The organism is Bradyrhizobium sp. WSM4874, from assembly GCF_055811835.1.
This window is the reverse complement of sequence record NZ_JBVVPR010000026.1, coordinates 7,618-30,148: the sequence shown is the minus strand read 5'-3', so window position 1 is coordinate 30,148 and position 22,531 is coordinate 7,618. Positions and strand designations below refer to the sequence as shown.

Annotated in this window: 24 protein-coding genes and 1 tRNA gene; 13 read left to right on the top strand and 12 right to left on the bottom strand. The window is 63.6% G+C overall.

Translation table 11 applies throughout. From position 1 onward, the window contains the following. The first annotated feature begins 34 nt into the window (after positions 1 to 34). The 5 genes from AC0L3P_RS24655 to AC0L3P_RS24635 all read left to right on the top strand — a co-directional run bounded on the left by AC0L3P_RS24655 (position 35) and on the right by AC0L3P_RS24635 (position 4,992). Complete coding sequence (locus AC0L3P_RS24655) at positions 35 to 1,444, top strand: adenylate/guanylate cyclase domain-containing protein (protein WP_275169088.1); 1,410 nt, start codon at positions 35 to 37, stop codon at positions 1,442 to 1,444. 194 nt (positions 1,445 to 1,638) lie between these two features. Then, positions 1,639 to 2,127, top strand: coding sequence for a tellurite resistance TerB family protein (locus AC0L3P_RS24650; RefSeq protein WP_473305827.1), 489 nt, complete (start codon positions 1,639 to 1,641; stop codon positions 2,125 to 2,127). 227 nt (positions 2,128 to 2,354) lie between these two features. Next, positions 2,355 to 3,134 carry an SDR family NAD(P)-dependent oxidoreductase gene (locus AC0L3P_RS24645; protein ID WP_473305824.1) on the top strand — a complete coding sequence of 260 codons (780 nt, stop codon included), beginning with the start codon at positions 2,355 to 2,357 and terminating at the stop codon, positions 3,132 to 3,134. A 127-nt stretch (positions 3,135 to 3,261) separates the two neighbouring features. Beyond that, on the top strand, positions 3,262 to 4,056 hold the full coding sequence (locus AC0L3P_RS24640; protein ID WP_473305821.1) for a glutamine amidotransferase: 795 nt from the start codon (positions 3,262 to 3,264) through the stop codon (positions 4,054 to 4,056). A gap of 123 nt (positions 4,057 to 4,179) precedes the next feature. Further along, positions 4,180 to 4,992 carry an enoyl-CoA hydratase gene (locus tag AC0L3P_RS24635; protein WP_473305819.1) on the top strand — a complete coding sequence of 271 codons (813 nt, stop codon included), beginning with the start codon at positions 4,180 to 4,182 and terminating at the stop codon, positions 4,990 to 4,992. Positions 4,993 to 5,112: 120 nt separating this feature from the next. Here the strand turns inward: AC0L3P_RS24635 and AC0L3P_RS24630 are convergent. After that, positions 5,113 to 5,188 (bottom strand) — tRNA-Ala (locus AC0L3P_RS24630). Between the two features lie 188 nt (positions 5,189 to 5,376). Between AC0L3P_RS24630 and AC0L3P_RS24625 the strand changes: the two genes are divergently transcribed. From AC0L3P_RS24625 to AC0L3P_RS24615, 3 genes are read left to right on the top strand one after another with little or no spacing between them, the layout of a single operon-like run. After that, on the top strand, positions 5,377 to 5,667 hold the full coding sequence (locus AC0L3P_RS24625; RefSeq protein ID WP_007598721.1) for a YggT family protein: 291 nt from the start codon (positions 5,377 to 5,379) through the stop codon (positions 5,665 to 5,667). A 20-nt stretch (positions 5,668 to 5,687) separates the two neighbouring features. After that, complete coding sequence (locus tag AC0L3P_RS24620) at positions 5,688 to 6,032, top strand: DUF167 domain-containing protein (RefSeq protein ID WP_027566322.1); 345 nt, start codon at positions 5,688 to 5,690, stop codon at positions 6,030 to 6,032. A 10-nt stretch (positions 6,033 to 6,042) separates the two neighbouring features. Then, a complete protein-coding gene (locus AC0L3P_RS24615; RefSeq protein ID WP_473305817.1) occupies positions 6,043 to 6,927 on the top strand; it encodes a bifunctional methylenetetrahydrofolate dehydrogenase/methenyltetrahydrofolate cyclohydrolase in 885 nt (294 codons plus the stop codon). A 37-nt stretch (positions 6,928 to 6,964) separates the two neighbouring features. Here the strand turns inward: AC0L3P_RS24615 and ppa are convergent, their stop codons facing one another. Both ppa and AC0L3P_RS24605 read right to left on the bottom strand, forming a co-directional pair. Then, positions 6,965 to 7,498: an inorganic diphosphatase gene (ppa, locus tag AC0L3P_RS24610; RefSeq protein WP_473305815.1), complete on the bottom strand. Its 534-nt coding sequence runs from the start codon at positions 7,496 to 7,498 to the stop codon at positions 6,965 to 6,967. Positions 7,499 to 7,675: 177 nt separating this feature from the next. Beyond that, entirely contained in the window at positions 7,676 to 8,185 is a 510-nt protein-coding gene (locus AC0L3P_RS24605) for a GNAT family N-acetyltransferase (protein WP_007598725.1), read from the bottom strand. A 262-nt stretch (positions 8,186 to 8,447) separates the two neighbouring features. Between AC0L3P_RS24605 and AC0L3P_RS24600 the strand changes: the two genes are divergently transcribed. Beyond that, complete coding sequence (locus AC0L3P_RS24600; RefSeq protein ID WP_473305813.1) at positions 8,448 to 9,335, top strand: alpha/beta hydrolase family protein; 888 nt, start codon at positions 8,448 to 8,450, stop codon at positions 9,333 to 9,335. A 31-nt stretch (positions 9,336 to 9,366) separates the two neighbouring features. Further along, positions 9,367 to 9,774: a thiol-disulfide oxidoreductase DCC family protein gene (locus AC0L3P_RS24595; RefSeq protein ID WP_473305811.1), complete on the top strand. Its 408-nt coding sequence runs from the start codon at positions 9,367 to 9,369 to the stop codon at positions 9,772 to 9,774. A 92-nt stretch (positions 9,775 to 9,866) separates the two neighbouring features. Here the strand turns inward: AC0L3P_RS24595 and AC0L3P_RS24590 are convergent, their stop codons facing one another. From AC0L3P_RS24590 to AC0L3P_RS24565, 6 genes are all read right to left on the bottom strand, one after another. Next, positions 9,867 to 11,114: a flavin monoamine oxidase family protein gene (locus tag AC0L3P_RS24590; RefSeq protein WP_473305809.1), complete on the bottom strand. Its 1,248-nt coding sequence runs from the start codon at positions 11,112 to 11,114 to the stop codon at positions 9,867 to 9,869. Between the two features lie 174 nt (positions 11,115 to 11,288). Beyond that, the gene (gene typA, locus AC0L3P_RS24585; protein ID WP_354209713.1) at positions 11,289 to 13,115 is read right to left on the bottom strand and encodes a translational GTPase TypA; all 1,827 of its coding nucleotides are present in this window, start codon (positions 13,113 to 13,115) and stop codon (positions 11,289 to 11,291) included. Between the two features lie 256 nt (positions 13,116 to 13,371). Beyond that, positions 13,372 to 13,641, bottom strand: coding sequence for a hypothetical protein (locus tag AC0L3P_RS24580; RefSeq protein WP_473305804.1), 270 nt, complete (start codon positions 13,639 to 13,641; stop codon positions 13,372 to 13,374). After that, a complete protein-coding gene (locus tag AC0L3P_RS24575; RefSeq protein ID WP_473305800.1) occupies positions 13,638 to 15,068 on the bottom strand; it encodes a radical SAM protein in 1,431 nt (476 codons plus the stop codon). The genes AC0L3P_RS24580 and AC0L3P_RS24575 overlap by 4 nt, the downstream gene beginning before the upstream one ends. Next, positions 15,049 to 15,765 carry a prolipoprotein diacylglyceryl transferase gene (locus AC0L3P_RS24570; protein WP_473305797.1) on the bottom strand — a complete coding sequence of 239 codons (717 nt, stop codon included), beginning with the start codon at positions 15,763 to 15,765 and terminating at the stop codon, positions 15,049 to 15,051. The genes AC0L3P_RS24575 and AC0L3P_RS24570 overlap by 20 nt, the downstream gene beginning before the upstream one ends. Before the next feature lie 80 nt (positions 15,766 to 15,845). Then, positions 15,846 to 16,610 carry a Crp/Fnr family transcriptional regulator gene (locus tag AC0L3P_RS24565; protein ID WP_275169114.1) on the bottom strand — a complete coding sequence of 255 codons (765 nt, stop codon included), beginning with the start codon at positions 16,608 to 16,610 and terminating at the stop codon, positions 15,846 to 15,848. A gap of 156 nt (positions 16,611 to 16,766) precedes the next feature. Between AC0L3P_RS24565 and AC0L3P_RS24560 the strand changes: the two genes are divergently transcribed. Further along, complete coding sequence (locus AC0L3P_RS24560; RefSeq protein ID WP_473305792.1) at positions 16,767 to 17,168, top strand: response regulator; 402 nt, start codon at positions 16,767 to 16,769, stop codon at positions 17,166 to 17,168. A 10-nt stretch (positions 17,169 to 17,178) separates the two neighbouring features. Here AC0L3P_RS24560 and AC0L3P_RS24555 read toward each other — a convergent pair whose 3' ends face one another. Continuing rightward, the gene (locus tag AC0L3P_RS24555) at positions 17,179 to 18,720 is read right to left on the bottom strand and encodes an alkaline phosphatase D family protein (protein WP_473305790.1); all 1,542 of its coding nucleotides are present in this window, start codon (positions 18,718 to 18,720) and stop codon (positions 17,179 to 17,181) included. Positions 18,721 to 18,807: 87 nt separating this feature from the next. After that, entirely contained in the window at positions 18,808 to 20,253 is a 1,446-nt protein-coding gene (locus AC0L3P_RS24550) for a TAXI family TRAP transporter solute-binding subunit (protein WP_473305788.1), read from the bottom strand. 154 nt (positions 20,254 to 20,407) lie between these two features. On the opposite strand from AC0L3P_RS24550, the gene AC0L3P_RS24545 reads away from it, so the two are divergent. After that, positions 20,408 to 20,710, top strand: a complete 303-nt coding sequence (locus AC0L3P_RS24545; RefSeq protein ID WP_354064784.1) for a 4a-hydroxytetrahydrobiopterin dehydratase — start codon at positions 20,408 to 20,410, stop codon at positions 20,708 to 20,710. Between the two features lie 92 nt (positions 20,711 to 20,802). Then, a complete protein-coding gene (locus tag AC0L3P_RS24540) occupies positions 20,803 to 21,183 on the top strand; it encodes a YkvA family protein (RefSeq protein ID WP_473305783.1) in 381 nt (126 codons plus the stop codon). Between the two features lie 179 nt (positions 21,184 to 21,362). Here AC0L3P_RS24540 and AC0L3P_RS24535 read toward each other — a convergent pair whose 3' ends face one another. Continuing rightward, a complete protein-coding gene (locus AC0L3P_RS24535; protein ID WP_473305780.1) occupies positions 21,363 to 22,337 on the bottom strand; it encodes an NADPH:quinone oxidoreductase family protein in 975 nt (324 codons plus the stop codon). Positions 22,338 to 22,531 lie beyond the last annotated feature (194 nt).

The following is a 22,531-nucleotide window of genomic DNA, read 5'->3' as shown; positions in this document are numbered from 1 at the left end:
TGACGGCGTGATCCACACCAGATAGAGTTACGCCATGAGCGATATCCAGGCCCAGTTGTCCGTTCTGAAGCAGACCGCCGATGCGAAAGTGGTCGACGCGATCTCGCGGCTGATCGAGGATGGCGAAGACCACGAGCTCAACCGCGTCAATGTCCTCGATTTCGCGAAGCAGCACGGTCTCGACGAAGAGCACGCGATCTCGGCATTCCTGCATTCGGCGCGGCTCGGTCTGTTCGATCTGGGCTGGAATGTGCTGTGCCCGGGCTGCGGCGGCGTGTTAGGGGCGCACTCGACCCTGAAGGCGCTCAAGCCCGACGATTATCATTGTGCGCTTTGCGCATGCGGCTACAAGGCCTCCGTCGATGATCAGGTCGAAGTCTCCTTCACCGTCAATTCACGCGTCCGGCGCATTGCGGCGCATGATCCTGATACGCTTCCGGTGTGGGAGTACTTCAAGCAGGTGTTCTGGAGTTCCGGCGTCGACTTCAACAAGGAATCGTTTGCGACGCTCGCCAACGAGGTGACGCTGGATACGATGGAGCTGCCGGCCGGCGAGAAGGCGACCATGTCGCTGCAACTGCCGAACGATTTCATCATCATCTTCGAACCGGTGACGCACGCGGCCCATTTCATCGACGTGCAGGGCGAGCCGACCAAGGACCGTCAGCAGCTCGCCATCATGTACAACAGGGTGCAGGCGCCGACGGGAACCACGACCATGCGGCCGGGCCCGCTGCGGCTGTCGCTGGAGAACCAGGCCGGCGTACGCGTGCTGCCGTCGGTCTTCATCGCGGCCGAGGCGCTCCATCACCTCATAGGCAAGCGCAAGCCGTTCCTGACCGCCAAGCGGATGCTGTCGAACCAGACGTTTCGCGATGTGTTCAAGGCCGACAATCTCAGTCTCGACCAGCGGCTCCAAATCACCTCGCTGACCTTCCTGTTCACCGATCTGAAGGGATCGACCGCGCTCTATGAGCGCGTCGGCGATCTCGCCGCCTTCGACCTCGTGCGCGCGCATTTCCACGCGCTGCTCGAGATCATCTCATCGGAGAAAGGCGCGGTGGTGAAGACCATCGGCGACGCCGTGATGGCGACCTTCGTCCGTCCCGAACATGCGATCGCGGCGGGTTTGCGGATGCGCGCGGCGATGGACGAGCTCAACAAAAAGCGCGGCACTGCCGATCTCATCGTCAAGATCGGCATCCACGAAGGTCCGTGCCTCGCGGTGATGCTCAACGAGCGGCAGGATTATTTCGGCCAGACCGTCAACATCGCCGCCCGCGTGCAGAGCCTCTCGACCGCGCAGGAGATCCACATCACCGGCCCGGTGCTGGATGCGCCGGCGGTCGCCGAAGTCCTCAAGCAGCGCGAGATCATGCCGATCCAGAAGCAGGCCGCACTGCGTGGCATCGCCGACAAGATGGTGGTGTACGAGATACCGTAATTGGTGTCGTCCCGGCCTTCGCCGGGACGACATGTGCGCACTTGGCTTGTCCTACTCCAAAATCACAGACTTTGAATTGCCGAAACGTAATGCAGCGCGCGGAACTGACGCACGTTGCGCCGGTTGAGTTTCCTGCTCATATAATGCTGGTAGCGGCCGCGCTTCCGCGGCTTCATCGATTTCGGTAGGACCTTATGCTCGACGGCCTGCGCCAATTCATCGCCGACATTGTTGCTCCCCATTCCCAGGACCGCGCATTTGATGACAGCGACTACCGGCTGGCGGCGACCGCGCTGCTGGTTCACGTGATCTCGCTGGACGGCCAGCCGACGGCTGCCGAGCAGCGCAAATTGCACAGCCTGATCGAAAGCCACTTCGGGCTCGATCGCGGCACTGCCGATCGTCTGATCGCGGATGCGACAGAAGTCGAGGGCGAAGCGGTCGACCTTTATCACTTCACCAGCGTCATGATGCGCTCGCTCGACGAAGAGGGCCGCAAGCGGGTCGTTCAGATGATGTGGGAGCTGGTCTACGCCGATGGCCAGGTCACGGAGTTCGAGGACAATGTCGTCTGGCGCGCCTCCGACCTGCTCGGGATCGCCCAGCGCGACCGGATCGACCTGAAGCACGCGGTCGCAGACCGCGCCGGCGGCCAGGTCAAGGACGACGCGGTCGGTGGGTGATCCCTGCCGACTCCGCCAATTGACGGTTGTGCAGATCACATGACGAAACTTTAATGTAGCCTCTGGGCTGCTCGGGTTCCGGATTTCCGCTGTAAATCCGTGGGTTTCCTGCTTCCCCGTTTCCCGCTCAAGTGGCTATGCGGCGGACGCCGCTTGCCTGTCGCGCTTGGCCTATGCTCTCGTTCCAGCATTGCGGGCCAAAAAACTTACATCAAGAGATCTCGATCGTGACTGAGCGGGTAACGTTGATCACCGGTGCCTCGGCGGGCATCGGCACGGAGCTGGCGCGTGTGTTCGCCGCGAACGGACACCGTCTTGCGCTGACGGCGCGACGCGCGGACCGGCTCGAGGCGCTCGCGAACGAGATCGCCGTCAAGGGCGGCAAGAAGCCGATCGTGATCGCCTGCGATCTTGAGGACGCGGATGCCGGCGAGAAGATCGCCGCCGCACTTGCTGCCGAAGGCGTCGAGCTCGATCATCTCGTCAACAATGCCGGCTTCGGCGTATTCGGTGACGCACTCGAGCGCGACCGGGTCGAGCAGCTCGGCATCGTGGATGTCAATGTCCGGGCTCTGACGGATCTGTCGCTGCGCTTCGCCGATCAGCTGATCAGGAACAAGGGTGGCCTTCTCAACGTCGGGTCGGTCGCCGGCTTTCTGCCCGGCCCCGGCATGGCCGTCTACTACGCGTCCAAGGCCTATGTGATTTCCTTCACCGAGGCCTTGCGGGCGGAGCTTGCACCGCACGGCGTTCGCGTCACCGTACTTTGCCCGGGCCCGGTGCCCACCGAATTCCAAGCGCGCGCCGGCGTGGGGTCTGGGCATGATACGGCCCTTCTCAATGTTCCTGCCGCCGAGGTCGCACGGCAGGCCTATCGCGGCCTGATGGCCAACAAGCGGGCAGTGCTCCCCGGTCTGGGCATCAAGATTGTGCCATTCGCCCTGCGCTTCTTCCCCCGTGGCTTCATCCTGTCCGCCACCAGCCGGTTTCAGAGGCACAGACACTGAAGAGAGCTCTCGGTCCGTAGTGGCCCGGAGCTTGCTTTCTATCGGCCGTGTGTGTGCGCAAACTCACACGAAATTAACGATCGCTTAGTTATGCTGGCGGTCTGAACCGATAGCACTCGCAGAGACCATGTCGTTCCGGACGAACAGGTTTGGTGGCGCAGAAGTGGTGCCCTTCCACAGAAGGACGCCGGGCGTCGCCGCCTCCGAAACCCGGTTGCCGGTTCTGATCATCCTGCATCAGGAATCATCGACGCCCGGCCGCGTCGGCAATGCGCTGCGCGCGCTCGGCCATCGCCTCGACATCCGCCGTCCCCGCTTCGGCGATCCGCTGCCCGAGACCCTCGACCGGCATGCCGGCGCTGTGGTCTTCGGCGGTCCCATGAGCGCCAACGATCCCGACGACTACATCCGCCGCGAGATCGACTGGATCGAAATTCCGCTCCGCGAACAGCGGCCGTTCCTCGGCATCTGCCTCGGCGCGCAGATGCTGGCGAAGCAGTTAGGGGCTCGCGTCGCGCCGCATGCGGATGCACTGACCCAGATCGGCTACTACCCGATCCGCCCGACACCCGCGGGCCACGGGCTGTGCCCGCACTGGCCGGCGCGGGTCTATCACTGGCATCGCGAAGGCTTCGAGTTGCCGGTTGGCGCTGAACTGCTTGCGGAAGGTGATGATTTTCCGGTGCAGGCGTTCCGCACCGGCAACGCTTTCGGCGTGCAGTTTCATCCTGACGTGACCTACGCGATGATGCATCGCTGGACCACGCGCGGCTATGACGGCCTCAGCGCGCCCGGCGCGCGGCAGCGGCATCACCATTTCGCGGACCGTGCCGTCTACGATGCCGCGGAACGCGCCTGGCTCGATCATTTCATCGACGGCTGGCTGGTGCGCCGGCCGGTGCTGGCGCAAGCCGCCGAGTAATCGCGCCTTCTCAGGTCCTTAACGCAGGTCCTTGGCGCAAGCCCTTGTCTCATCCCTTGATATGCTAAGCTCGCTGCCAACGAGCGCGCGCGAACGCGTGCCGGCAAACAAAGGGAGAGCGCCATGGCCTATGAACACATTCTCTATGACGTCAGCGACAACGTCGCGACCATCACGCTCAACCGTCCCGACCGCATGAATGCGTGGACGCCCATCATGGAGCGCGACGTGCGCCATGCGATGGAAGCATCGAGCGCCGATGACAATGTCCGCGTCATCGTCATCACCGGTGCGGGCCGCGCCTTCTGTGCCGGTGCCGACATGGATGCGCTGAAAGGGCTCGACCCCGATGATGTCAGGCGCGCGTCGAACCTGCCGCCCTTCGACATGAACCGGCGGCCCGACTGGCAGACGCGCTATGGCTTCTATCCGTCGATCGGAAAGCCTGTCATCGCCATGCTCAACGGCGCAACCGCCGGCATCGGCCTCGTCCACGCGCTCTATTGCGACCTGCGCTTTGCCGCCGACAACACCGTGTTCACCACCGCCTTCGCGCGGCGCGGATTGATCGCCGAGCACGGCATCAGCTGGATGCTGCCGCGAATCGTCGGCCACGCCAACGCGATGGATCTGTTGCTCTCGGCGCGCCGCGTTTCGAGCGAAGAGGCATTGCGGATCGGGCTGGTCAACCGGCTCTGCTCGCCAGAGAAGCTGCGCGAGGAGACCTATGCCTATGCGCGCGACCTCGCCGATTTCGTCTCGCCGAGCGCGATGGCCGTGATCAAGCGGCAGCTCTACGAGGTGCCGTTCCAGACGTTGGCGGAGGCGACGATCGCGGCCAATCGGGACATGATGGTGGCGCTGAACGGCAGCGATTTCAGGGAGGGGGTCGCGAGCTTCATGGAGAAGCGGCCGCCGAGGTTTACGGGGAAGTAGGGGGGATTTCGGATGGAGCCCGGCTTCGCCCTTCGGGCTACGCCGCGGCAGCCTTCGCTCACTTCGCGGCGAGAGACCTTCCGGGCTTGCCGAGCCGAAGCTCGCGAAGCGAGCGAAGGCTGGTGGAGCCAGGCGGGATCGAACCGCCGACCTCGTCATTGCGAACGACGCGCTCTCCCAGCTGAGCTATGGCCCCTTTTGTAGGCCGCTCTGGTCAATGCGGCCGACAACCGGGCGCCATTTAAGTCCCCGCCAAGGTCAAGTCAAGGACGGGTGTAACCCGGTTTTAGCCATCCCGGCACCGACTTCCCTTGTTTGGACCGGGGGGAACCGATATCTAGCAAAAGACGTCAATCCCGACCGAAGCCAGAGTTTTTAAAAGCCATGCGTGCCGTTCTCGACATCGTCATCATCGTGCTCGACCTCTACGTCTGGCTGCTGATCGCGTCCGCGATCCTGTCCTGGCTGATCGCCTTCAACGTCGTGAACACCCGCAACCAGTTCGTCTCGGCGGTGGCGGAGTTCCTGTACCGAATCACGGAGCCGGTCCTGGCGCCGATTCGCAATTTCCTGCCCAGCCTCGGCGGCCTCGACATCTCGCCGATCATCCTGATCCTGCTCATCATGTTCATCGAGCGGGTGATCCTGTATTATATCTATCCGAACGTGATCTAGGCAGGCTGGAGCGCCCTGGGTTGCCAAAGAACCTTGTCATCAAGGAACCTTGGCGTTACGGGGCCGCAGGAATCAGCATCGCGCTGCGGGTAACGCCCCGCGGCGGCCGCGACGACATCGACGGGATCGAGCAGCTCTCCGATGGCCGCAGCGTGCTCAAGGTGCGTGTGCGCGCTATCGCCGATGGCGGCGAGGCCAACAAGGCCGTTCTGGTGCTGCTGGCGAAATCGCTGGGCGTGCCCAAGGCCAGCGTAAAACTCCTGTCGGGAGCGACCTCGCGGCTGAAGCAGATCGCGGTCGACGGCGATCCGGCGCGGCTCGGCGAAGCCCTGCGTCAGCTCGCATCAGCCAAATCGACAGACTGAGGGAATTGACATGACCGCCAGGATCATCGACGGAAAAGTCATCGCCGCGGAACTTCGCGCCCGCGTCGCCGACGAGGTCGCACGCGTCAAGCGCGAGCACAACCTGGTCCCGGGCCTCGCCGTGGTGCTGGTCGGAAGCGACCCGGCGAGCGAGGTCTATGTCCGCTCGAAACACACCCAGACCCAGGCCGCCGGCATGGCCTCGTTCGAGCACAAGCTGGCGGCCGACGTCTCGCAAGCAGATCTCCTGGCGCTGGTCGCAAAACTCAACCGCGATCCCGCCGTGCACGGTATTCTGGTGCAATTGCCGCTGCCCAAGGGCCTCAATACCGAAGCCGTCGTCAATGCCATCGATCCCGCCAAGGATGTCGACGGGCTGCATCCGAACAATGCCGGCCGCCTCGCCGGTGGTTTCGAGGCGCTGTCGCCCTGCACGCCACTCGGCTGCATCATTTTGACCAAGAGCGTGCATGCCTCGCTCGAAGGCATGAACGCCATCGTCATCGGCCGCTCCAATCTCGTCGGCCGCCCGCTGGTGCAGCTGTTGCTGAACGAGAACGCCACGGTCACCATCGCGCATTCGCGATCGCGCGACCTGCCCGGGCTCGTCAAGCGCGCAGACCTCGTCTACGCCGCAGTCGGAAAGTCCGAGATGGTGCGCGGCGACTGGCTGAAGCCGGGGGCGACCGTGATCGACGTCGGCATCAACCGGATCCCGAAGGACGATGGCAAGACGCGTCTCGTCGGCGATGTTGCCTATCAGGAAGCGCTTGCAGTGGCCGGCGCGATCACGCCGGTGCCGGGCGGCGTCGGTCAGATGACAGTCGCGTGCCTGCTGGTGAACACGTTGCGCGCGGCCTGCGCGATTGCAGGGCTGCCGAAGCCGGCGGTGTAGTTCACCTCGCCCCGCTTGCGGGGCGAGGGAGTAGAGCTCAGGCCTTTTTCTTCTCGCGATCGATGCCTTCGAGGATCAGCTTGTGCGCGTCCTCCGGTCCGCCCCAGCGCAGGATCTTCACCCACTTGCCGGGTTCGAGATCCTTGTAGTGCTCGAAGAAGTGCTGGATCTGCTGGAGCGTGATGTCCGGCAGGTCGGAATACGACTTCACCTTGTCGTAACGCTGGGTGAGCTTGGACGAAGGCACCGCCAGAATCTTCTCGTCGCCGCCGGCTTCGTCTTCCATGAACAGAACGCCGACCGGGCGCACGCTCATGACCGCGCCTGGGATGATGGCGCGGGTGTTGATGATGAGGACGTCGCAGGGGTCGCCGTCGTCGGACAGCGTGTGCGGGATGAAGCCGTAGTTACCGGGGTAACGCATCGGCGTGTAGAGGAAGCGGTCGACCACCAGCGTGCCGGCTTCCTTGTCCATCTCGTATTTGATCGGTTCGCCGCCCACGGGGACTTCGATGATGACGTTGACGTCATTGGGTACGTTTTTCCCGATCGAGACCGCATCGATACGCATTCAAGGCTCCGTTGTTGCCGAGGTTAAATCGCACCCGGCAGCGATTTTGGCGCTGTCATACGCGGGCTTGGCCCGCTGATCCATCGCGTTTTTGTGAAATAATGAATCCGGCGATCACCGGCTCAAAAGGCAACGGTATCGACGGAAGGGAAACGCTGCCGGCTGGACTTCAGCAGCTCAATTGGTCCAAGCGAAGGCAACCTTGTCGAGCGATTTGGGCCCGAAACGCTCCGAGGAACGTGCCACCATGCGGCCGCCCAAGGCACGGTAGAACTCCGTGGCCGGATCATTGTCCGAGAGCGCCCACACCACCATGCTCTTCAGGCCGCTCTGCATCAGGTCGCGGCGGGCCGCGGTGAACAGGCGGCGGCCAAAGCCCAGGCCCTGGAATTCGGGACGCAGATAGAGCTCGTAGACCTCGCCGTCGAAATGCAGGCTGCGGGCGCGGTTGCGGCCGTAATTGGCGTAGCCTGCGATCTTGTCGCCGAACACCAGCACACTGACGCGGCTGCCCTTGCGGATCGCGCTGTCCCACCATTGCGGACCGCGGCGGTTGATCAGCTTTTCCAGTTCGGCGCCGGGAATGATGCCCTGATAGGCGGAGCGCCAGGCTTCGTCATGGGTGGACGCCACCGCAGTTGCATCTGCGGCTTTGGCCGGCCGGACCTCGATCAGGGTTGTGCTCATGGACGTGATCAAACCAAGTCGCCGCGCCGGCGGCAAGACCTATCGTTAATTATCGGTTAACGTGTGGACTTTCTGCATCAGTATTTGAACCATGTTGTACCGAAAAAAGACAAGACGCCGATTCGAGTGGCACCGGAGTGCCATGCGTCGGTGCAAAACTGCTTTGCGGCAACGAATGAACGGCAATCGCAACGCAGAAAGTCTGCCGATATTGATTCGTTCCTACTAGTCTGGCCGTTGCTGTTCTCGCCTCCGGCAATTCATGCGGCTCCTCAAACTCCTCGTGCTTCTGCCTCTGTTGGCCTTGCTGACTGCGCCGCCCGTGTGCGCTCAGGTCACGTTTGGTTCGTCCGGAGCGGAAGGCGATCCGTTTCGCCGGCAGCAATGGCGCGTGCCATCGCCAGATACCGACATCGCCGCCCATGCCCTGCTGTTTCGCCCGCCGGGTGCCGGCCCGTTCCGGCTTGCGGTGATCGCGCATGCTTCGACGCAAAATGGCTTGCGGCGCGCGCAAACGCCCCAACCGGAATACCGCGCACTCACTGCGTTCCTCATTGCGCGCGGCTTCGCCGTGCTGGTGCCGGAACGGCTCGGCCATGGCGCAACAGGCGGCCGCTATGTCGAGGACCAGGGTGGCTGCGACGAGGCGGATTATCTGCGCTCGGGCCGCGCAACGGCCGACGAAATCTCGCTCGCGCTGGAGGATTTGCGAAAGCAGGATTTTATCCGCAAGGACGCCGCGATCGTGATCGGCCATTCCGCCGGCGGTTGGGGCGCGCTGGCGCTCGCCAATGCCGATCCGAAGGCGATCTCCGCCATCATCGCCTTTGCGCCGGGCCGCGGCGGCCATGCCAATGACGAGCCGAACCGGATCTGCGCGCCCCACACGCTTCTCGCGGCGGCGGCTGAATTTGGCAAGGCCGCGCGCATCCCCGTCACGTGGCTCGTTGCCGCCAATGACAGCTACTTTGCACCGGCATTTTCGCTTGCGTTGGTCGACGCGTTTCGGCGCAGCGGCGGCAAGGTCGACTTCCGTGCGCTGCCGGCCGTGGGTAGCGAGGGGCATTGGATGATCGAAAGCGAGGCCGGCGTCAAAGCCGCGAGTGCAGAACTCGATCGCGCGCTGAAGCCGGCTGGCAAAAAGCCATGACGCTGTATTTCCTGATGTTGGACAATCGCTGATGGGCAAATGGCCTGACGATGACGTCATCCTGTTCGACGGCGTCTGCATCTTCTGCTCGCGCTGGGTCCGATTCGTCGCCGCGCGCGACACGGCGAAGCGATTTCGCTTCACGCCGATCCAGTCGGATTATGGCGCCCGGCTGGCGCGCACCTTCGGCATCGATCCCGCTGATCCTGACACCAATGCCGTGGTTCATGGTGGCGAGGTGTTCATGAAGTCGGACGCTGCGCTGACTGTGCTGTCGAATCTCCAAGGCTGGGGTTGGGTCCACGCGCTATTCGCCGTGCCGAAAGCGTTGCGCGACCCGGTCTACAGCCTCATTGCGCGCAACCGCTACCGCATTTTTGGCAAGTACGATGCGTGCTTCGTGCCTGACGCCGATTTGCGAGCGCGGGTGATCGAGTAATTCGTCATTGCGAGCGTAGCGAAGCAATCCAGACTGCGGCTGCGGAAAGATTCTGGGTTGCTTCGCTGCGCTCGCAATGACGGCGTGTGTGGTTATGGTCTGCCCAGAACTCCCAACACCTCCCTCGCCGCCCGCTCCCCTGAATCCCTCGCCCCATGCGCCGTCGAGAAAAAGTTCGGCGAGGTCGCTTCTCCCGCAAAAAATAGCCGCCCGTCCACAGGTGCCGCCAGCACGGCGCGGTCACCGGCGTGCCCAGGCAGCGCGTGCGAGTAGGAGCCTCTCGCGAACGGGTCGTGCGCCCAGCGCGACTCGTAGAGCGGCTTCAGCTTTCGCCTGATGTCGTTGCCGAGAAAGCCTGCGATCTCGTCGATGCCCTGCGCGGCAATAGCGCCTTCGCCGGCATCTTCCAGTTCGCGCGCAAAGCTGCCGCCAAAAAAGCCTTCGATGCAGGGCTGGCCGAACGGGCGGATATGATACGTGCCCATGTCGGTGCGCATGGTGGCGCCGCGCAGGTTTCCTTCCTTCGGGAAGGCCTCGGCATCGTCGAGCGCCAGCGTGATCTTGTCGTCGACCCCGAGAGGCAGGCCGGCTGCGGCGTCGACCTTGGCGCGCAAGCCAGGCGAGAACCGGATGGCTTCGCCGGCGATGAGATTGGTCGGCACGGTGACGATCACCTTGTCCGCGGTCAGCGTGCCCTGCGATGTCTCGATGCGGATGCGCTGGCCGGAATGATCGATCAGCGCGACGTTGCAGTTCAGCGCCACGGGGCAGGGCGCGCCATAGGCCGCGATCAGAGCGCCATAGCCGCGGCGGACGCGCCAGTTGAGGTCACTGTCCTCATAGGCATCCCAGTCCAGCGTCGACATGTCCTTCAGTTCGCAACCGTTGATGTAGGTCGAGATCGCGTCGATCATGGGATTCCAGCGATTGCCCGGCTCCAGGCTCAAGCTCGCGGGGACATCCTGGCCCTTCTGGGCGGTCTTCCACAGCCGCTGATAGAAGGCGTCCATCGCGTGCATGAAATCATCGCGCTCGGCTTTCGGAAACGCGTTGCCATAGGCGCGCTCGCGCCAGGGCGGCAGGTCCTTGTTGACCTCGAAACCGAGCTGTTTCGCAATCGCGACAAAGGAGTTGTTGTCCGCCGAGTGCAGCCAACCGCAGCCGACGTCGAAGGTGACTTCGGGCGAGGCCTGCACCGTCCAGGCCCGGCCACCGAGCCGGTCGCGCGCCTCGAGCACGACCACGGAGAGGCCGGATCCTGCCAGCGCATGCGCCGCGCCGAGGCCGGCGGCGCCCGCACCGATGATCGCGACGTCGACGGAGGAGGGAAGGGAGCTCATGGGCGGGCTCTAGCACGTTCGCAAAGAGTGCTGAAGCGGCCGCAAGCACAGCTGTCATCACCCGCGCAGGCGGGTGATCCAGTATTCCAGAGACATTTGTTATTGAACCGATAAGCCGCGGCGCACTGGATGCCCCGGTCGAGCCGGGGCATGACAGCGTTGAGAGCGGCGGCCTTAAGCCACCGCTTCCTTGGACTTTTCCGCGCGCTTGCGCTCGTTCGGGTCGAGGTGCCGCTTGCGCAGGCGGATCGACTTCGGCGTGATCTCCACCAACTCGTCGTCCTCGATATAGGCCAGCGCCTTTTCCAGCGTCATGCGGATCGGCGGGGTCAGGCGCACCGCTTCATCCTTCGACGTGGTTCGGATGTTGGTGAGCTGCTTGCCCTTGAGCACGTTGATTTCGAGGTCGTTGTCGCGGGTATGCTCGCCGACGATCATGCCCTTGTAGACCTTCCAGCCCGGCTCGATCATCATCGGGCCGCGATCTTCCAGCTTGAACATCGCGTAAGCCACCGCTTCGCCCTGGTCGTTGGAGATCAGCACGCCGTTGCGGCGGCCCTGGATCTCGCCCTTGTACGGCGCGTAGCTGTGGAACAGACGGTTCATGATCGCGGTACCGCGCGTGTCGGTGAGCAGTTCGCCCTGGTAGCCGATCAGGCCGCGGGTCGGCGCGTAGAACACCAGCCGCAGGCGGTTGCCGCCGGACGGCTTCATCTCGATCAGCTCGGACTTGCGCTCGCTCATCTTCTGCACGACGACGCCGGAATGCTCCTCGTCGACGTCGATGACGACTTCCTCGATCGGCTCCAGAGTGGCGCCGGTGGCCTCGTCCTTCTGAAATACGACGCGCGGACGCGACACCGAGAGCTCGAAGCCCTCGCGGCGCATGGTCTCGATCAGGATCGCGAGCTGCAATTCGCCGCGGCCCGAAACTTCCATCGCGTCCTTGTCGGAGGCTTCGACGACCCGCAGCGCGACGTTTCCTTCGGACTCGCGCAACAGGCGGTCGCGGATCATGCGGCTGGTCACCTTGTCGCCTTCGGTGCCGGCGAGCGGCGAGTTGTTGACGATGAAGGACATCGACACGGTCGGCGGGTCGATCGGCTGCGCCACCAGCGGGGTGTCGACCGACGGATCGCAGAAGGTGTCGGCGACGGTGCCCTTGGTCAGGCCGGCGATCGCGACGATATCGCCTGCCTCGGCTTCGTCGAGAGGAGTGCGCTCGATGCCGCGGAAGGCGAGGATCTTTGTGATGCGGCCGGTCTCGATGGTCTTGCCGTCGGCGCCCAGCACCTTCACGGCCTGGTTCGGCTTGATCGAGCCTGAGGAAATACGGCCGGTGATGATACGGCCGAGATAGGGGTTGGCTTCCAGAATGGTGCCGATCATGCGGAACGGGCCTTCCTCGACGGTCGGCGGCGCGACATGGCGCACGATCAGGTCGAACAGCGGCTGCATGCCGGCTTCCTGCGACCCGTCCGGGCTCTCGGCCATCCAGCCTTGCTTGGCCGACCCGTAGAGGATCGGGAAGTCGAGCTGCTCCTCGCTGGCGTCGAGCGCCGCGAACAGGTCGAACACCTCGTTGATGACTTCGGTCGCCCGCGCGTCGGGACGGTCAACCTTGTTGATCACGACGATCGGCTTCAAACCGACCTTGAGCGCTTTGGAGACCACGAATTTGGTCTGCGGCAACGGGCCTTCGGCGGCGTCGACCAGCACCAGCGCACCGTCCACCATGTTGAGGATACGCTCGACCTCACCGCCGAAATCGGCGTGGCCGGGGGTATCGACGATGTTGATGCGGGTGTCCTTCCACTGCACCGAGGCCGCTTTGGCCAGGATGGTGATGCCGCGCTCGCGCTCCAGATCGTTGGAGTCCATGGCGCGCTCGGTCACCTTCTGGTTCTCGCGATAGGTGCCGGATTGCTGGAGGAGGCGGTCGACGAGCGTGGTCTTGCCGTGGTCGACGTGGGCGATGATGGCGATGTTGCGAAGGTTCATGAGTGGGCTTCTTTGCGGTCGGACAATGGGTTAAGCGCGATCTCGCCGGTCAGACCGGGACCTCTTCTCGAAACAACGCTTGAAGACTGGAAACGGGGCGCTTTCCGCCCAAAAGGGAAAGCCCGGCATATCGACCGGGCACCCTACGCGTTGCGGCGCAATATAGGCAAAAACGGCCAAAAAACAATGTGTTCTTTGGCCATTGGTTGATTGAATTTTGTCCGGGGATTCCCGGGGGTTAGGCGAAAAGCCGGGCTCAGCCGCGCCGGCCCTTGATGGCGGCCCAGATCAGGGCGACCCCGCCCAGCCCCACGACTAGGCCCAGGAACACCAGCGGGGCGACGTCGGAGCCGATCCGGCCGCTGTCGGATATCGAAATGCCGCCGAACAGGATTGCGCAGGCACCGGGCAGCAGCAGGAGGATCCCGAAGATCGCCATGACCGCGGTCAGGCAGCCGCTGCGCTTGTTCGTCGGGGCAGGAGGCGGTCCCGGAGGGGCTGGCGGCGGCGTGTCGCTGATGCTCATGCCTGCAGGACTCCTTCGGTTGACTGCGCCGCCAGCTCGGCGCGGATGCCGTCGATCTTTCCGTTCCGGTAGAACAGATTGTAGGTGTCGAACGGGATGATCGCGCCGTTCTCGGTGACGAAATGGATGCAGCTGCGCTTGACGTTGCCGACACAGAAATTGAAGCGGTCGAGAAACTGCACGATGGTGACGCGGAATACGTTCTCATAAGTGATACCTTGCGGTACCTCGAAGCTCGGCAGGCAGCACAGCAATTCGCAGACGCGCTCGCTGGTGTTCAGCGGTCCCGAGGACAGCGAAAACAAATCGATGAATTTCTCCCTCAGCGCCGGGTGCTTCTCCGGGCTTATCGTATTGGGCAACAAGGCGACGAGTTGTTCCTGCGGGATCAGCGAGGTCAGCGGCAGCACTTTCTCGCCGTTGCGCAGGCCGTAACCGATCGAGATGCTTTCGGGGTTGCAGGGCAGCGGGATCATGTCCTTGTCGCCGAATACGCCGGTTTCGACCACGCGCTTGCGAATCTCCGACAGCATGATGCGATCGGTGTTCTTGTCGAAATTCTCGTTGCGGCCGGCGTCCTGCACCGGCTGCAGCGTGACGCCGCGAACGCACTTCCACGTGAGCGCGTGGCGGACGATGTCGCCGATCTCGGCATCGTTGACGCCGCGCTTGATGGTTGCCACCAGCGTGGTCGAGACGCCGTAATGCTCGAGATTTTCCAGCGCCTGCTGGCGGATCTTGCGCAAATCCGCGCCGCGCAGATTGATCAACGCGTCGCGTTCGAGCGAGTCGAACTGGAGATAGACCTCGAGCCCGCGCTTGTTCTCGGCGAGCCGCGCCACAAAATCCTTTTCGCGGGCGATGCGCAGGCCGTTGGTATTGATCATGACATGGCGGATCGGGCGCCCGCGCACCGCATCGAGGATCGCGAAGAAATCCGGATGCAGCGTCGGCTCGCCGCCGGAGATCTGCACCAGGTCAGGCTCGCCTTCGCTCGCGACCAGCGCGTCCAGCATTCGCTCGATCTTGGCCAGCGGGGTGAAACTGGTCCGCGCCGGCGAGGAATCGGCAAAGCACACCGGGCAGGTCAGATTGCAATGTTCGGTGATCTCGATCAGGGCCAGGCAGGAATGCTGCTCGTGGTCGGGGCACAGGCCGCAATCATAGGGGCAGCCAAATTCGGTATGCCGTTGAAAGGCGAGCGGCCGGTCCCCGGGCTTGATGAAATCCTTGCACAGGCGCCAATAGGCTGCGTCCGTCGACACAAGCGTGGACTGGACGCCATGCTCCTTGCAGCGCTTTTCGTACCAGACCTCGTTGTCGAGGATCTGGATCTTGGCCGGCACCAGCTTCAGGCAGGTCTCGCAGAGAGATTGGGTCTGGCCCCAGAAGATATAGGGGCGCGACTTACGCAACGGCGCGTTCATGCATGGGTCTCGCTTTGGGCGCCGTCGCCAGCATGACGACGGCGTAGAGCAGGATGGACAGCGACAGCAGGTGAAACAGCGTGAAGGGGCCGATCAGCGTGCCGTAGGGCTTGAGGAATTCCCACAGGAAGCGCTGTGCGCCATAGTAGACGAGGACGAGGTAGAAACCATTGGTGATCACAAACGCGCTCCGGTTCAAGACCGCCACCACGTAGAGCAGCGCGAATACCCCCATCGCGACGCTTTCGTAGAGCTGCACGGGATGGCGAAGGACGCCGTCGCCGAAATCATGACCCCAGGGCCATGCCGTCGGCGTGCCGTAGGTGAAATCGTCGAGGCCCGCGAAATAGCAGCCGAGCCGGCCGATCGCGATGCCGATCGCCAGCGGCAGCGCAAACCGGGCGCCGGTTCGTACCGTGATCCCTGCGGACCATTTGTAGAGCTCGATCGCCACGATGCCCCCGGCGAGCGCCCCCTCGACCGAGCGCGCAATGCCGCTCTGGCCCGACAGCCACAGATTGGCGGAGCCGAACAGATAGGCGCCGAGGCCCGCACCGAACACCAAAGCGGCAAGGTAGGACCGCTCGAATGATTGCGCCGGAAACCGCAGGCCCTGTCGCGACAGCCAGTAGAGAGCGATTGCCGTCGCCAGCCACGCTGCGATGTCGAAGAGAGTGTGAAGGAAAGCCCCGCTCATGCAGGGGACATTAGCCCAGGTTCCCGCCCGGCGGGATAGTGCGGCCGCTTCTTATCCCCGAAGAGGAGCGAGGTAGGGGGCTAGCCGGCCTGCCGCTCTTCGGTTGGATAGACGCCGCGCAGCACCTCTTCGAAGTGCATCTTCACAGCCTCGTTGCACATGCAGGCGCGCAGGCGCAGGCCCTCGCGGTTGCGGACCAGGATCGATCCGCGCCGCGTGTCGAGCACACCTTCCGCCTTGAACGATTGGAGCACGCGGCTGGCATAGCTGCGGCCGACGCCGAGCAGCGTCGCGAGCTGTTCGTGAGTCAGCGGCACGCTGCTCTCGTCGCCGGTCCGCTCCATCGCCGCCAGCATCCATTTGGCGGTGCGCTGCTCGATCGAGTGAATGGCGTTGCAAGCGGTGGACTGGAAGATCTGCGCCAGCATGCAGTCGGCGTAGCGAGCGAAGACATGGCGCAACGAGGGTGAGCGCTGCTTGGCGGCTTCCAGCTTGCCGACGTGAATGCGCGCGAACGGCCCGCCGAATTTCACGCAGATCCGGGTGTAGGCCGGCAGATAGCCCTCGCTGACGATGCCGCCCACCGCGCCTTCGCGGCCGACCAGGATGGTCTCGACGTCGCGGCCGTCCTCATTGGGAACGAGGAAGGTCGCTAGCGACGGTCCGCAGGGGAAATGGACGACCTGAACGTCGTCGCCGGGGTTGTAGAGCAGCTCATTCGCTGCAGCGCTTTCGAGCATGACATGTGGCGCAAGCAGGGCGAAGTCGGCCGCGCTCAAGCGCCGCAGCAGGTTGTTGGTTGGCCGGCTGTCGATCTCGGTGGCGTTACTGGTCCGCGCGTCCATCTTAAACTCCCCATCCGCCTCCACATTAGCGAGTTCCGTCGAGGTCCTGTGTGCACAAGTGGACAGACCTGACAACTGTGATGTGGTGGTTTCGTTCCGGGAACCCTCCGCGCTGGGTGCAGGCGTCGTGACCCGGTACCCAGTCAGAGAGACCTCATGCTCCAAGTTACGATGATGGCACCCGCCGCTTCCGATGGTTCAAACTGTCCCGCCGATGTTCTCATCGTCGAAGACGATCCGATCATCGCGATCGACTTCGAAGATCGCCTGCTCGGATTTGGCGTGAAGAGCGTGCGCACGGTGGGTTCAGTGGCGCAGGCGCTGGCCGCAATCGCGGCTCGCACCCCTGAATTCGCCTTGCTCGACGTCGGATTGAGCCGCGAGACCAGCTTTGCGGTCGCCGGACGGCTCGCGGCCCTGAAAATTCCGTTCGTCTTCGTCACCGGCTACGGCGCTGACGCGCGCATCCCGCCGGAATTCGCCAAACAGCCGCGTCTGCAGAAGCCGTGTTCGAGCGACGCGCTTGAGGCGGCGCTCCACGTACGCGCGGCAGACTAGCGATACAGCGTCAGGCCGGCTTCGGATCGAGCGTGGTCGACCACAGAGCCACGTCGGCGCGGTCGCGCAAGGTCACCGTCATCTGGCCGGAAGCGCCGTCGATCTTCACGTGACCGAAGAACTGCATGCCGGCGGACGGCGGCAGGTTCTGGTTGTCTTTCCCCGGCGCCTTGACGAAACGCACCTCGGGCCCAAACGTATTGTCGAGCGCGTTCGGACCGAATGTGCCCGCGTGAAGCGGGCCCGACACGAACTCCCAGAACGGCTCGAAATCCTGGAATTGCGCCTTGTTCGGGTCGTAATAGTGCGCGGCGGCGTAATGCACGTCCGCCGTCAGCCATACGGTGTTGCTGACCGGCGCCATCTTGATGAAACGCAGAATGTCGGCGATCTCGAGCTCGCGGCCGCGCACCGGGCCGTCGCCCTGCGCAATGGCTTCCGATCCACCCTTTGCAGTGTCTGACACGACGAGGCTGAGCGGCATGTCGGAGGCGATCACCTTCCAGGTCGCGCGCGAATTTAACAGGCCGCGCTTGAGCCAGGCGATCTGGTTCGGGCCGAGGAAATAGCTGGCCGGGCCGTAAGCGGTTTCGAGGTTGGGGCCGTTCGGGCCGCGATAGCTGCGCTCGTCGAGCACGAACACGTCCAGATGGGGGCCGTAGGAGATTTGGCGATAGACGCGGCCGGGCTCGACGATGCTCTCGCGCATCGGATACATCTCGTGGAAGGCACGGCCTGCGCGGGCCGCAAGCAGTGCGATGTCGCGCTCCTTGTAGGTCGCCGGAAGCTCCTTCGACAGCGACCAGTTGTTGGTCACCTCATGGTCGTCCCACTGCACGAAAATCGGCACTTCGGCATTGAAGGCGCGAAGATTGTCGTCGGTGAAATTGTATTTGTGCGCGGCGCGGTACTCGTCCAGCGTCTCGGCGACCTTGGCCTTCTCGGGAATCGTGACGTTCTTCCAGGTCTTGCCGTCCGCGAGCTTCACCTCCGACTGGATAGGGCCGTCGGCATAGATGGTGTCGCCGGAGTGCAGGAAGAAATCCGGACGGTGCTTGCGCATCGCCGAGAAGGTGAACATGCCGCCGTCATCGGGGTTGATGCCCCAGCCTTGTCCTGCGACGTCGCCGCCCCAGACGAAGCTGACGTCGCGTCGGTCGGCGGGCGCGGTTCGGAAACGGCCGGTCACCGGCTCGCCCTCCACCGCGGTGTGCGAGAGATCGCGGAAGCGGACGCGATAAAAGATGTCCTGTCCGCTAGGCAGGTTTTCGATCAGCATCTTCGCGGTGCAGTCGCTCTCGGGCAGCGCCGCGATCGGCGGCAGTGCGCGGGCCTCCTTGAACGACTCCGTCGTCGCCACTTCGACCAGCATCTGCGCAGGCCGATCGGTGCGCGCCCAGACCACGCCGCCGTCGAGGGTGACGTCGCCCGACTGCACTCCATGGGTCACCGCCGGCCGGTCGGCCGCGCGGGAGAGATGGGGAATTGCGACCGCGCCGAGCGCGCCGGCACTGGTCGTCAGGAAACGGCGGCGGGAGAATTTGATGTTCATGGGCTGGTCTCGGTATCGCGTGAGGCGACCGTCCAGCGGCCGCCACGGTGAAGCCCGACGCTATATGGAGACAATGTGACGCAGTGATTACGCGCTGCCGGCGGCCCGGAATTGCGCACCGGTGCGCTGCAGGTTCTGCGGCAGGCTGAACAGCACGGCCTTGCGGTCGGCAACCGCCGCATGGAACTGGTCGAGTGCGATGTTGAAGGCTGTGAGAGCACCTTCCTCGATTGCGCCGTGGTCGTAGCAGCGTAGCGTATCGCGCAGGATCTCGTCGGCCTCGGTCTGCATCTGATCGAGATCTTCGGTCGTCTCGCTCTTTCGTGCGGCGGTGATCATGTCGAGCAGCCGCTCGCGCAGATGGCTGTTGTTGTCGCGCTCGTCCTTCTTCAGATAGCCCGCAAACCAGGCGCCGATCGAGCCCATGGCCGAGAGCGCCATCAGGGTCCACCAGATGTAATCACTGTATTTGTCGAGGAAGGTCTTCTCTTCGCCATCGACGAAAGCGGCGGCGCCCGGATGCACGGGAATCACCGCATCCTTGTCGGTGTCGGGCGTTTCGATCTTCGCCGCCAGCGGGAATTCCGTCACCAATTGCTGGCGCACGGCGAAAAGCTGACGCGTGAACGCCGCGATGGTGGTCTCGGAGACGGCTTTGCGCGCCACGATGTGGTGCGAGAAGCTGATGGTCTTGACCTCGTCATCGGGACGATCGGGCGAGCCGCCGTAAGTGCCCGCGGGAATCTCGGCCGCTTCATAGACCGGATGATTTTGCGCAATCGCGTCGGCAGAATCGATCGCGAGGAAAGTCGGCGCGCCGAACTCCTTGGCGGAAGTGGCGATCGCGTCCGAAGTGATCTTGCTGTTGACGGGACCGGCCGCGAGATAGGCATCGACCTTCTGGGACTTGATCGCCTCGGCAACTTCATTGGCCGGGAATTGCACGATCTCGACCTTGGCGGGATCGACGCCGTATTGCTGCAGGATCACCTTGAGCAAATTGACGTTGGCCTGGGTACGGCCAACCACGCCGACCCGATGTCCGGCGAGCTGCGCGATCTTGGTGATCTTCGCGCCCTTCTTCTTGCCCTTGCCAGGTACGGACCACAGCACCACGACGTTCTTGCGCAGGGTCGCAACGGCTTGCGCGTTTTTCGGCACGTCGAGATCGCCGCGCACGATGGCGAGGTCGGCTTTGCCCTCCGCCAGCAGATTGGCGCTGGCGGTAGCGCCGTCGGTCTGGATCGGACGCAACCGCACGGAACTCTTGTGCTGCGCGAAGGCCTGGGTCAGTGCCTGCACGACCTTGACATCATCGCTGTTGGCGGGGCCGACCGCGATCTTCAGCGTCTCCGACCGCATGGCAAAGTAGTAGCCGCCGGCGAGCGCGCCAACGATCGCGAGCACCAGCGCGAGAGTCACGAGCGCCGTCTTCCGCGCCGATGATCGCGGCGAGGGCGGGGTGGGCGCTTCGGCCAGGTCCAATCCCCCGGTCATCGATCTCCCGAACAGTCGCTTGAGGCTCAGTTTCATCTTGGCCGGCGATTTACGCCGGCAAGTGTAGCAAATTTCTTGTCCGGCAGGGTTACATCTCCGTCATGGTTAGCGGATGGGGTCTAATCCCGTATGAACCCGGGGCGTCGGCGGGGTGTTAGGGTAAAGTTCCCCTGAAAGGACGGAGGCGACAATGGCAGAACGGCTCTCGGCGGAGGCGCGCGGACAGGCGCTGGGCGGACTACCTGGTTGGACCGAGGTTCAGGGACGCGAGGCGATCGGGAAGACCTTTGTCTTCAAGGATTTCAACGAGGCGTTCGGCTTCATGACCCGCGCGGCACTGGTCGCCGAGAAGATGGACCACCACCCCGAATGGCGCAATGTCTACAAGACGGTGGAGGTGGTGCTGTCGACCCATGACGCCGGCGGCATCACCGCGCTCGACATCGAGCTCGCCAGGGCGATGAACGCCATCGCCAAGCTGACACCAGGCTGACGTCTTGCGGGGACCGGCCGCGTCCCCATCTTGTGATCAGCACGGGATGCGGCGATCTGCCACCCGTGGCTGGAACGGGGAGTTTGTCGAACATGGCTGCCGAACACAGCGTCGGTTTCGAGCCGGCCGATCGGCTCGCGGAAGATCGTGAGAACGTGCGCCGCCGCTTCTGGCGCAAGCTGAAGCGTGTCGCCGCGCATCTGCCGTTCGCGGAGGATCTGCTCGCCGCCTATTACTGCGCCTTCGACCGCCAGACGCCGCGCCATGTCCAGGCCTCGCTGCTCGGGGCGATCGCCTATTTCATCCTGCCGTTTGATTTCGTTCCCGACGTGATGCCGATCCTCGGCTTCACCGATGACGCCGCCGTGCTCGCCACCGCCATTCGCATGGTCGCCAGCCACATCACGAATGAACATCGCGAAGCCGCCCGCGCCGCGCTGAAGCGCGGGGTGGATGAGGGCGACGCGCACTAAAAGGGCGCCGCTCCAACTCCAATGTCGTCCTGGCGAAAGCCAGGACCCATTACCCCAGGGAGGAGTTTGGCGAAGACTCGCCGCTCGGTACGACGACCGGCCGCGACCGATAGATTCCGCGGTATGGGTCCTGGCTTTCGCCAGGACGACTCGGGGAGAGAGTCTTCGCTATCCCACCCTCACGGATGCAAAATCACCTTGCCCATGGCCTGACGTCCCGCGAGCACCTTGAGCGCATCCGCCGTCTGCGCCAGCGGGAAGACGCGATCGACATGCGAGGAGATCTTTCCTTCCGCTGTCCACTTCACCAGCTTCTCGAGATTGGCCCGATTTTTTTCCGGGTTGAGCCGCGTCCATGCGCCCCAGAACACGCCGCGGATGTCGCAGCCTTTCAGCAGTGCGAGGTTCAGCGGCATCTTTGGAATGTCGCCGGCGGCAAAGCCGATGACGAGGAAGCGGCCTTCCCATGCAATCGAGCGCAGTGCCTGCTCGGCATAGGCGCCGCCCACGGGATCGAAGATGATGTCGACGCCCTTGCCGCCGGTGAGCTTGCGCAAGCCTTCCTTCAAATCTTCCTTGCCGTAATTGAGCGTGAGTTCTGCGCCGTGCGCCTTCGCGAATTCGAGCTTCTCGTCCGACGAGGCGCAGGCGATCACCTTCAGGCCCATCAGCTTGCCGAGCTCGCACGCGGCAAGTCCGGTGCCGCCGGCGGCGCCGAGCACCGCGAGTGTCTCGCCCGACTTCGGGCTGGCGCGATCTTCCAGCGCATGCAGCGCGGTGCCGTAGATGATGATGATGCCGGCCGCGCGGTCATAATCGAGATTGTCGGGGATCTTCACGATCGATGCGGCCGGCAACGCGATCTTTTCGCGCGCGCCGTTGTGGCCGCAGGAGGCGACGACGCGATCGCCGACCTTCAGATCGGTCACGCCGGGACCGATGCTCTCGATTATGCCCGCGACTTCGGCGGCCGGCGAGAACGGGAACGGCGGCTTGATCTGGTACTTGCCCTGGATCATCAGGATGTCGAAGAAGTTCAGCGCCGCAGCCTTGATCGCGATCACGGCTTCGCCGGGACCGGCCACTGGGCCCGGCACGTCGGCCAGAACGAGATCGTCGGGCTGGCAATATTGCGAGCAGAGGATGGCTTTCATGGCGGCACCTTCTTGAGAGCACTTGGCGTTTCGAGGCAGATTTATAGTTGGGCTGTTTTTGCCGGATTTAGCGCGGTCCCACAATCCGGTTTCTTTGTCTGAAATTACATTCGGCCCTATCCTCTCGTCATTGCGAGCGCAGCCCAACCAAACCAAAAACCGGGCCCCGCAAAAACCCAGAATTCATGCCCGCC

Excerpts from the sequence above, each read along its gene's own strand:
- AC0L3P_RS24655 (WP_275169088.1), top strand. The coding sequence starts at position 35 with ATGAGCGATATCCAGGCCCAGTTGTCCGTTCTGAAGCAGACCGCCGAT.
- AC0L3P_RS24650 (WP_473305827.1), top strand. The coding sequence starts at position 1,639 with ATGCTCGACGGCCTGCGCCAATTCATCGCCGACATTGTTGCTCCCCAT.
- AC0L3P_RS24640 (WP_473305821.1), top strand. The coding sequence starts at position 3,262 with ATGTCGTTCCGGACGAACAGGTTTGGTGGCGCAGAAGTGGTGCCCTTC.
- AC0L3P_RS24635 (WP_473305819.1), top strand. The coding sequence starts at position 4,180 with ATGGCCTATGAACACATTCTCTATGACGTCAGCGACAACGTCGCGACC.
- AC0L3P_RS24625 (WP_007598721.1), top strand. The coding sequence starts at position 5,377 with ATGCGTGCCGTTCTCGACATCGTCATCATCGTGCTCGACCTCTACGTC.
- AC0L3P_RS24615 (WP_473305817.1), top strand. The coding sequence starts at position 6,043 with ATGACCGCCAGGATCATCGACGGAAAAGTCATCGCCGCGGAACTTCGC.
- ppa (WP_473305815.1), bottom strand. The coding sequence starts at position 7,498 with ATGCGTATCGATGCGGTCTCGATCGGGAAAAACGTACCCAATGACGTC.
- AC0L3P_RS24605 (WP_007598725.1), bottom strand. The coding sequence starts at position 8,185 with ATGAGCACAACCCTGATCGAGGTCCGGCCGGCCAAAGCCGCAGATGCA.
- AC0L3P_RS24600 (WP_473305813.1), top strand. The coding sequence starts at position 8,448 with ATGCGGCTCCTCAAACTCCTCGTGCTTCTGCCTCTGTTGGCCTTGCTG.
- AC0L3P_RS24595 (WP_473305811.1), top strand. The coding sequence starts at position 9,367 with ATGGGCAAATGGCCTGACGATGACGTCATCCTGTTCGACGGCGTCTGC.
- AC0L3P_RS24590 (WP_473305809.1), bottom strand. The coding sequence starts at position 11,114 with ATGAGCTCCCTTCCCTCCTCCGTCGACGTCGCGATCATCGGTGCGGGC.
- typA (WP_354209713.1), bottom strand. The coding sequence starts at position 13,115 with ATGAACCTTCGCAACATCGCCATCATCGCCCACGTCGACCACGGCAAG.
- AC0L3P_RS24580 (WP_473305804.1), bottom strand. The coding sequence starts at position 13,641 with ATGAGCATCAGCGACACGCCGCCGCCAGCCCCTCCGGGACCGCCTCCT.
- AC0L3P_RS24575 (WP_473305800.1), bottom strand. The coding sequence starts at position 15,068 with ATGAACGCGCCGTTGCGTAAGTCGCGCCCCTATATCTTCTGGGGCCAG.
- AC0L3P_RS24570 (WP_473305797.1), bottom strand. The coding sequence starts at position 15,765 with ATGAGCGGGGCTTTCCTTCACACTCTCTTCGACATCGCAGCGTGGCTG.
- AC0L3P_RS24565 (WP_275169114.1), bottom strand. The coding sequence starts at position 16,610 with ATGGACGCGCGGACCAGTAACGCCACCGAGATCGACAGCCGGCCAACC.
- AC0L3P_RS24560 (WP_473305792.1), top strand. The coding sequence starts at position 16,767 with ATGCTCCAAGTTACGATGATGGCACCCGCCGCTTCCGATGGTTCAAAC.
- AC0L3P_RS24555 (WP_473305790.1), bottom strand. The coding sequence starts at position 18,720 with ATGAACATCAAATTCTCCCGCCGCCGTTTCCTGACGACCAGTGCCGGC.
- AC0L3P_RS24550 (WP_473305788.1), bottom strand. The coding sequence starts at position 20,253 with ATGAAACTGAGCCTCAAGCGACTGTTCGGGAGATCGATGACCGGGGGA.
- AC0L3P_RS24545 (WP_354064784.1), top strand. The coding sequence starts at position 20,408 with ATGGCAGAACGGCTCTCGGCGGAGGCGCGCGGACAGGCGCTGGGCGGA.
- AC0L3P_RS24540 (WP_473305783.1), top strand. The coding sequence starts at position 20,803 with ATGGCTGCCGAACACAGCGTCGGTTTCGAGCCGGCCGATCGGCTCGCG.
- AC0L3P_RS24535 (WP_473305780.1), bottom strand. The coding sequence starts at position 22,337 with ATGAAAGCCATCCTCTGCTCGCAATATTGCCAGCCCGACGATCTCGTT.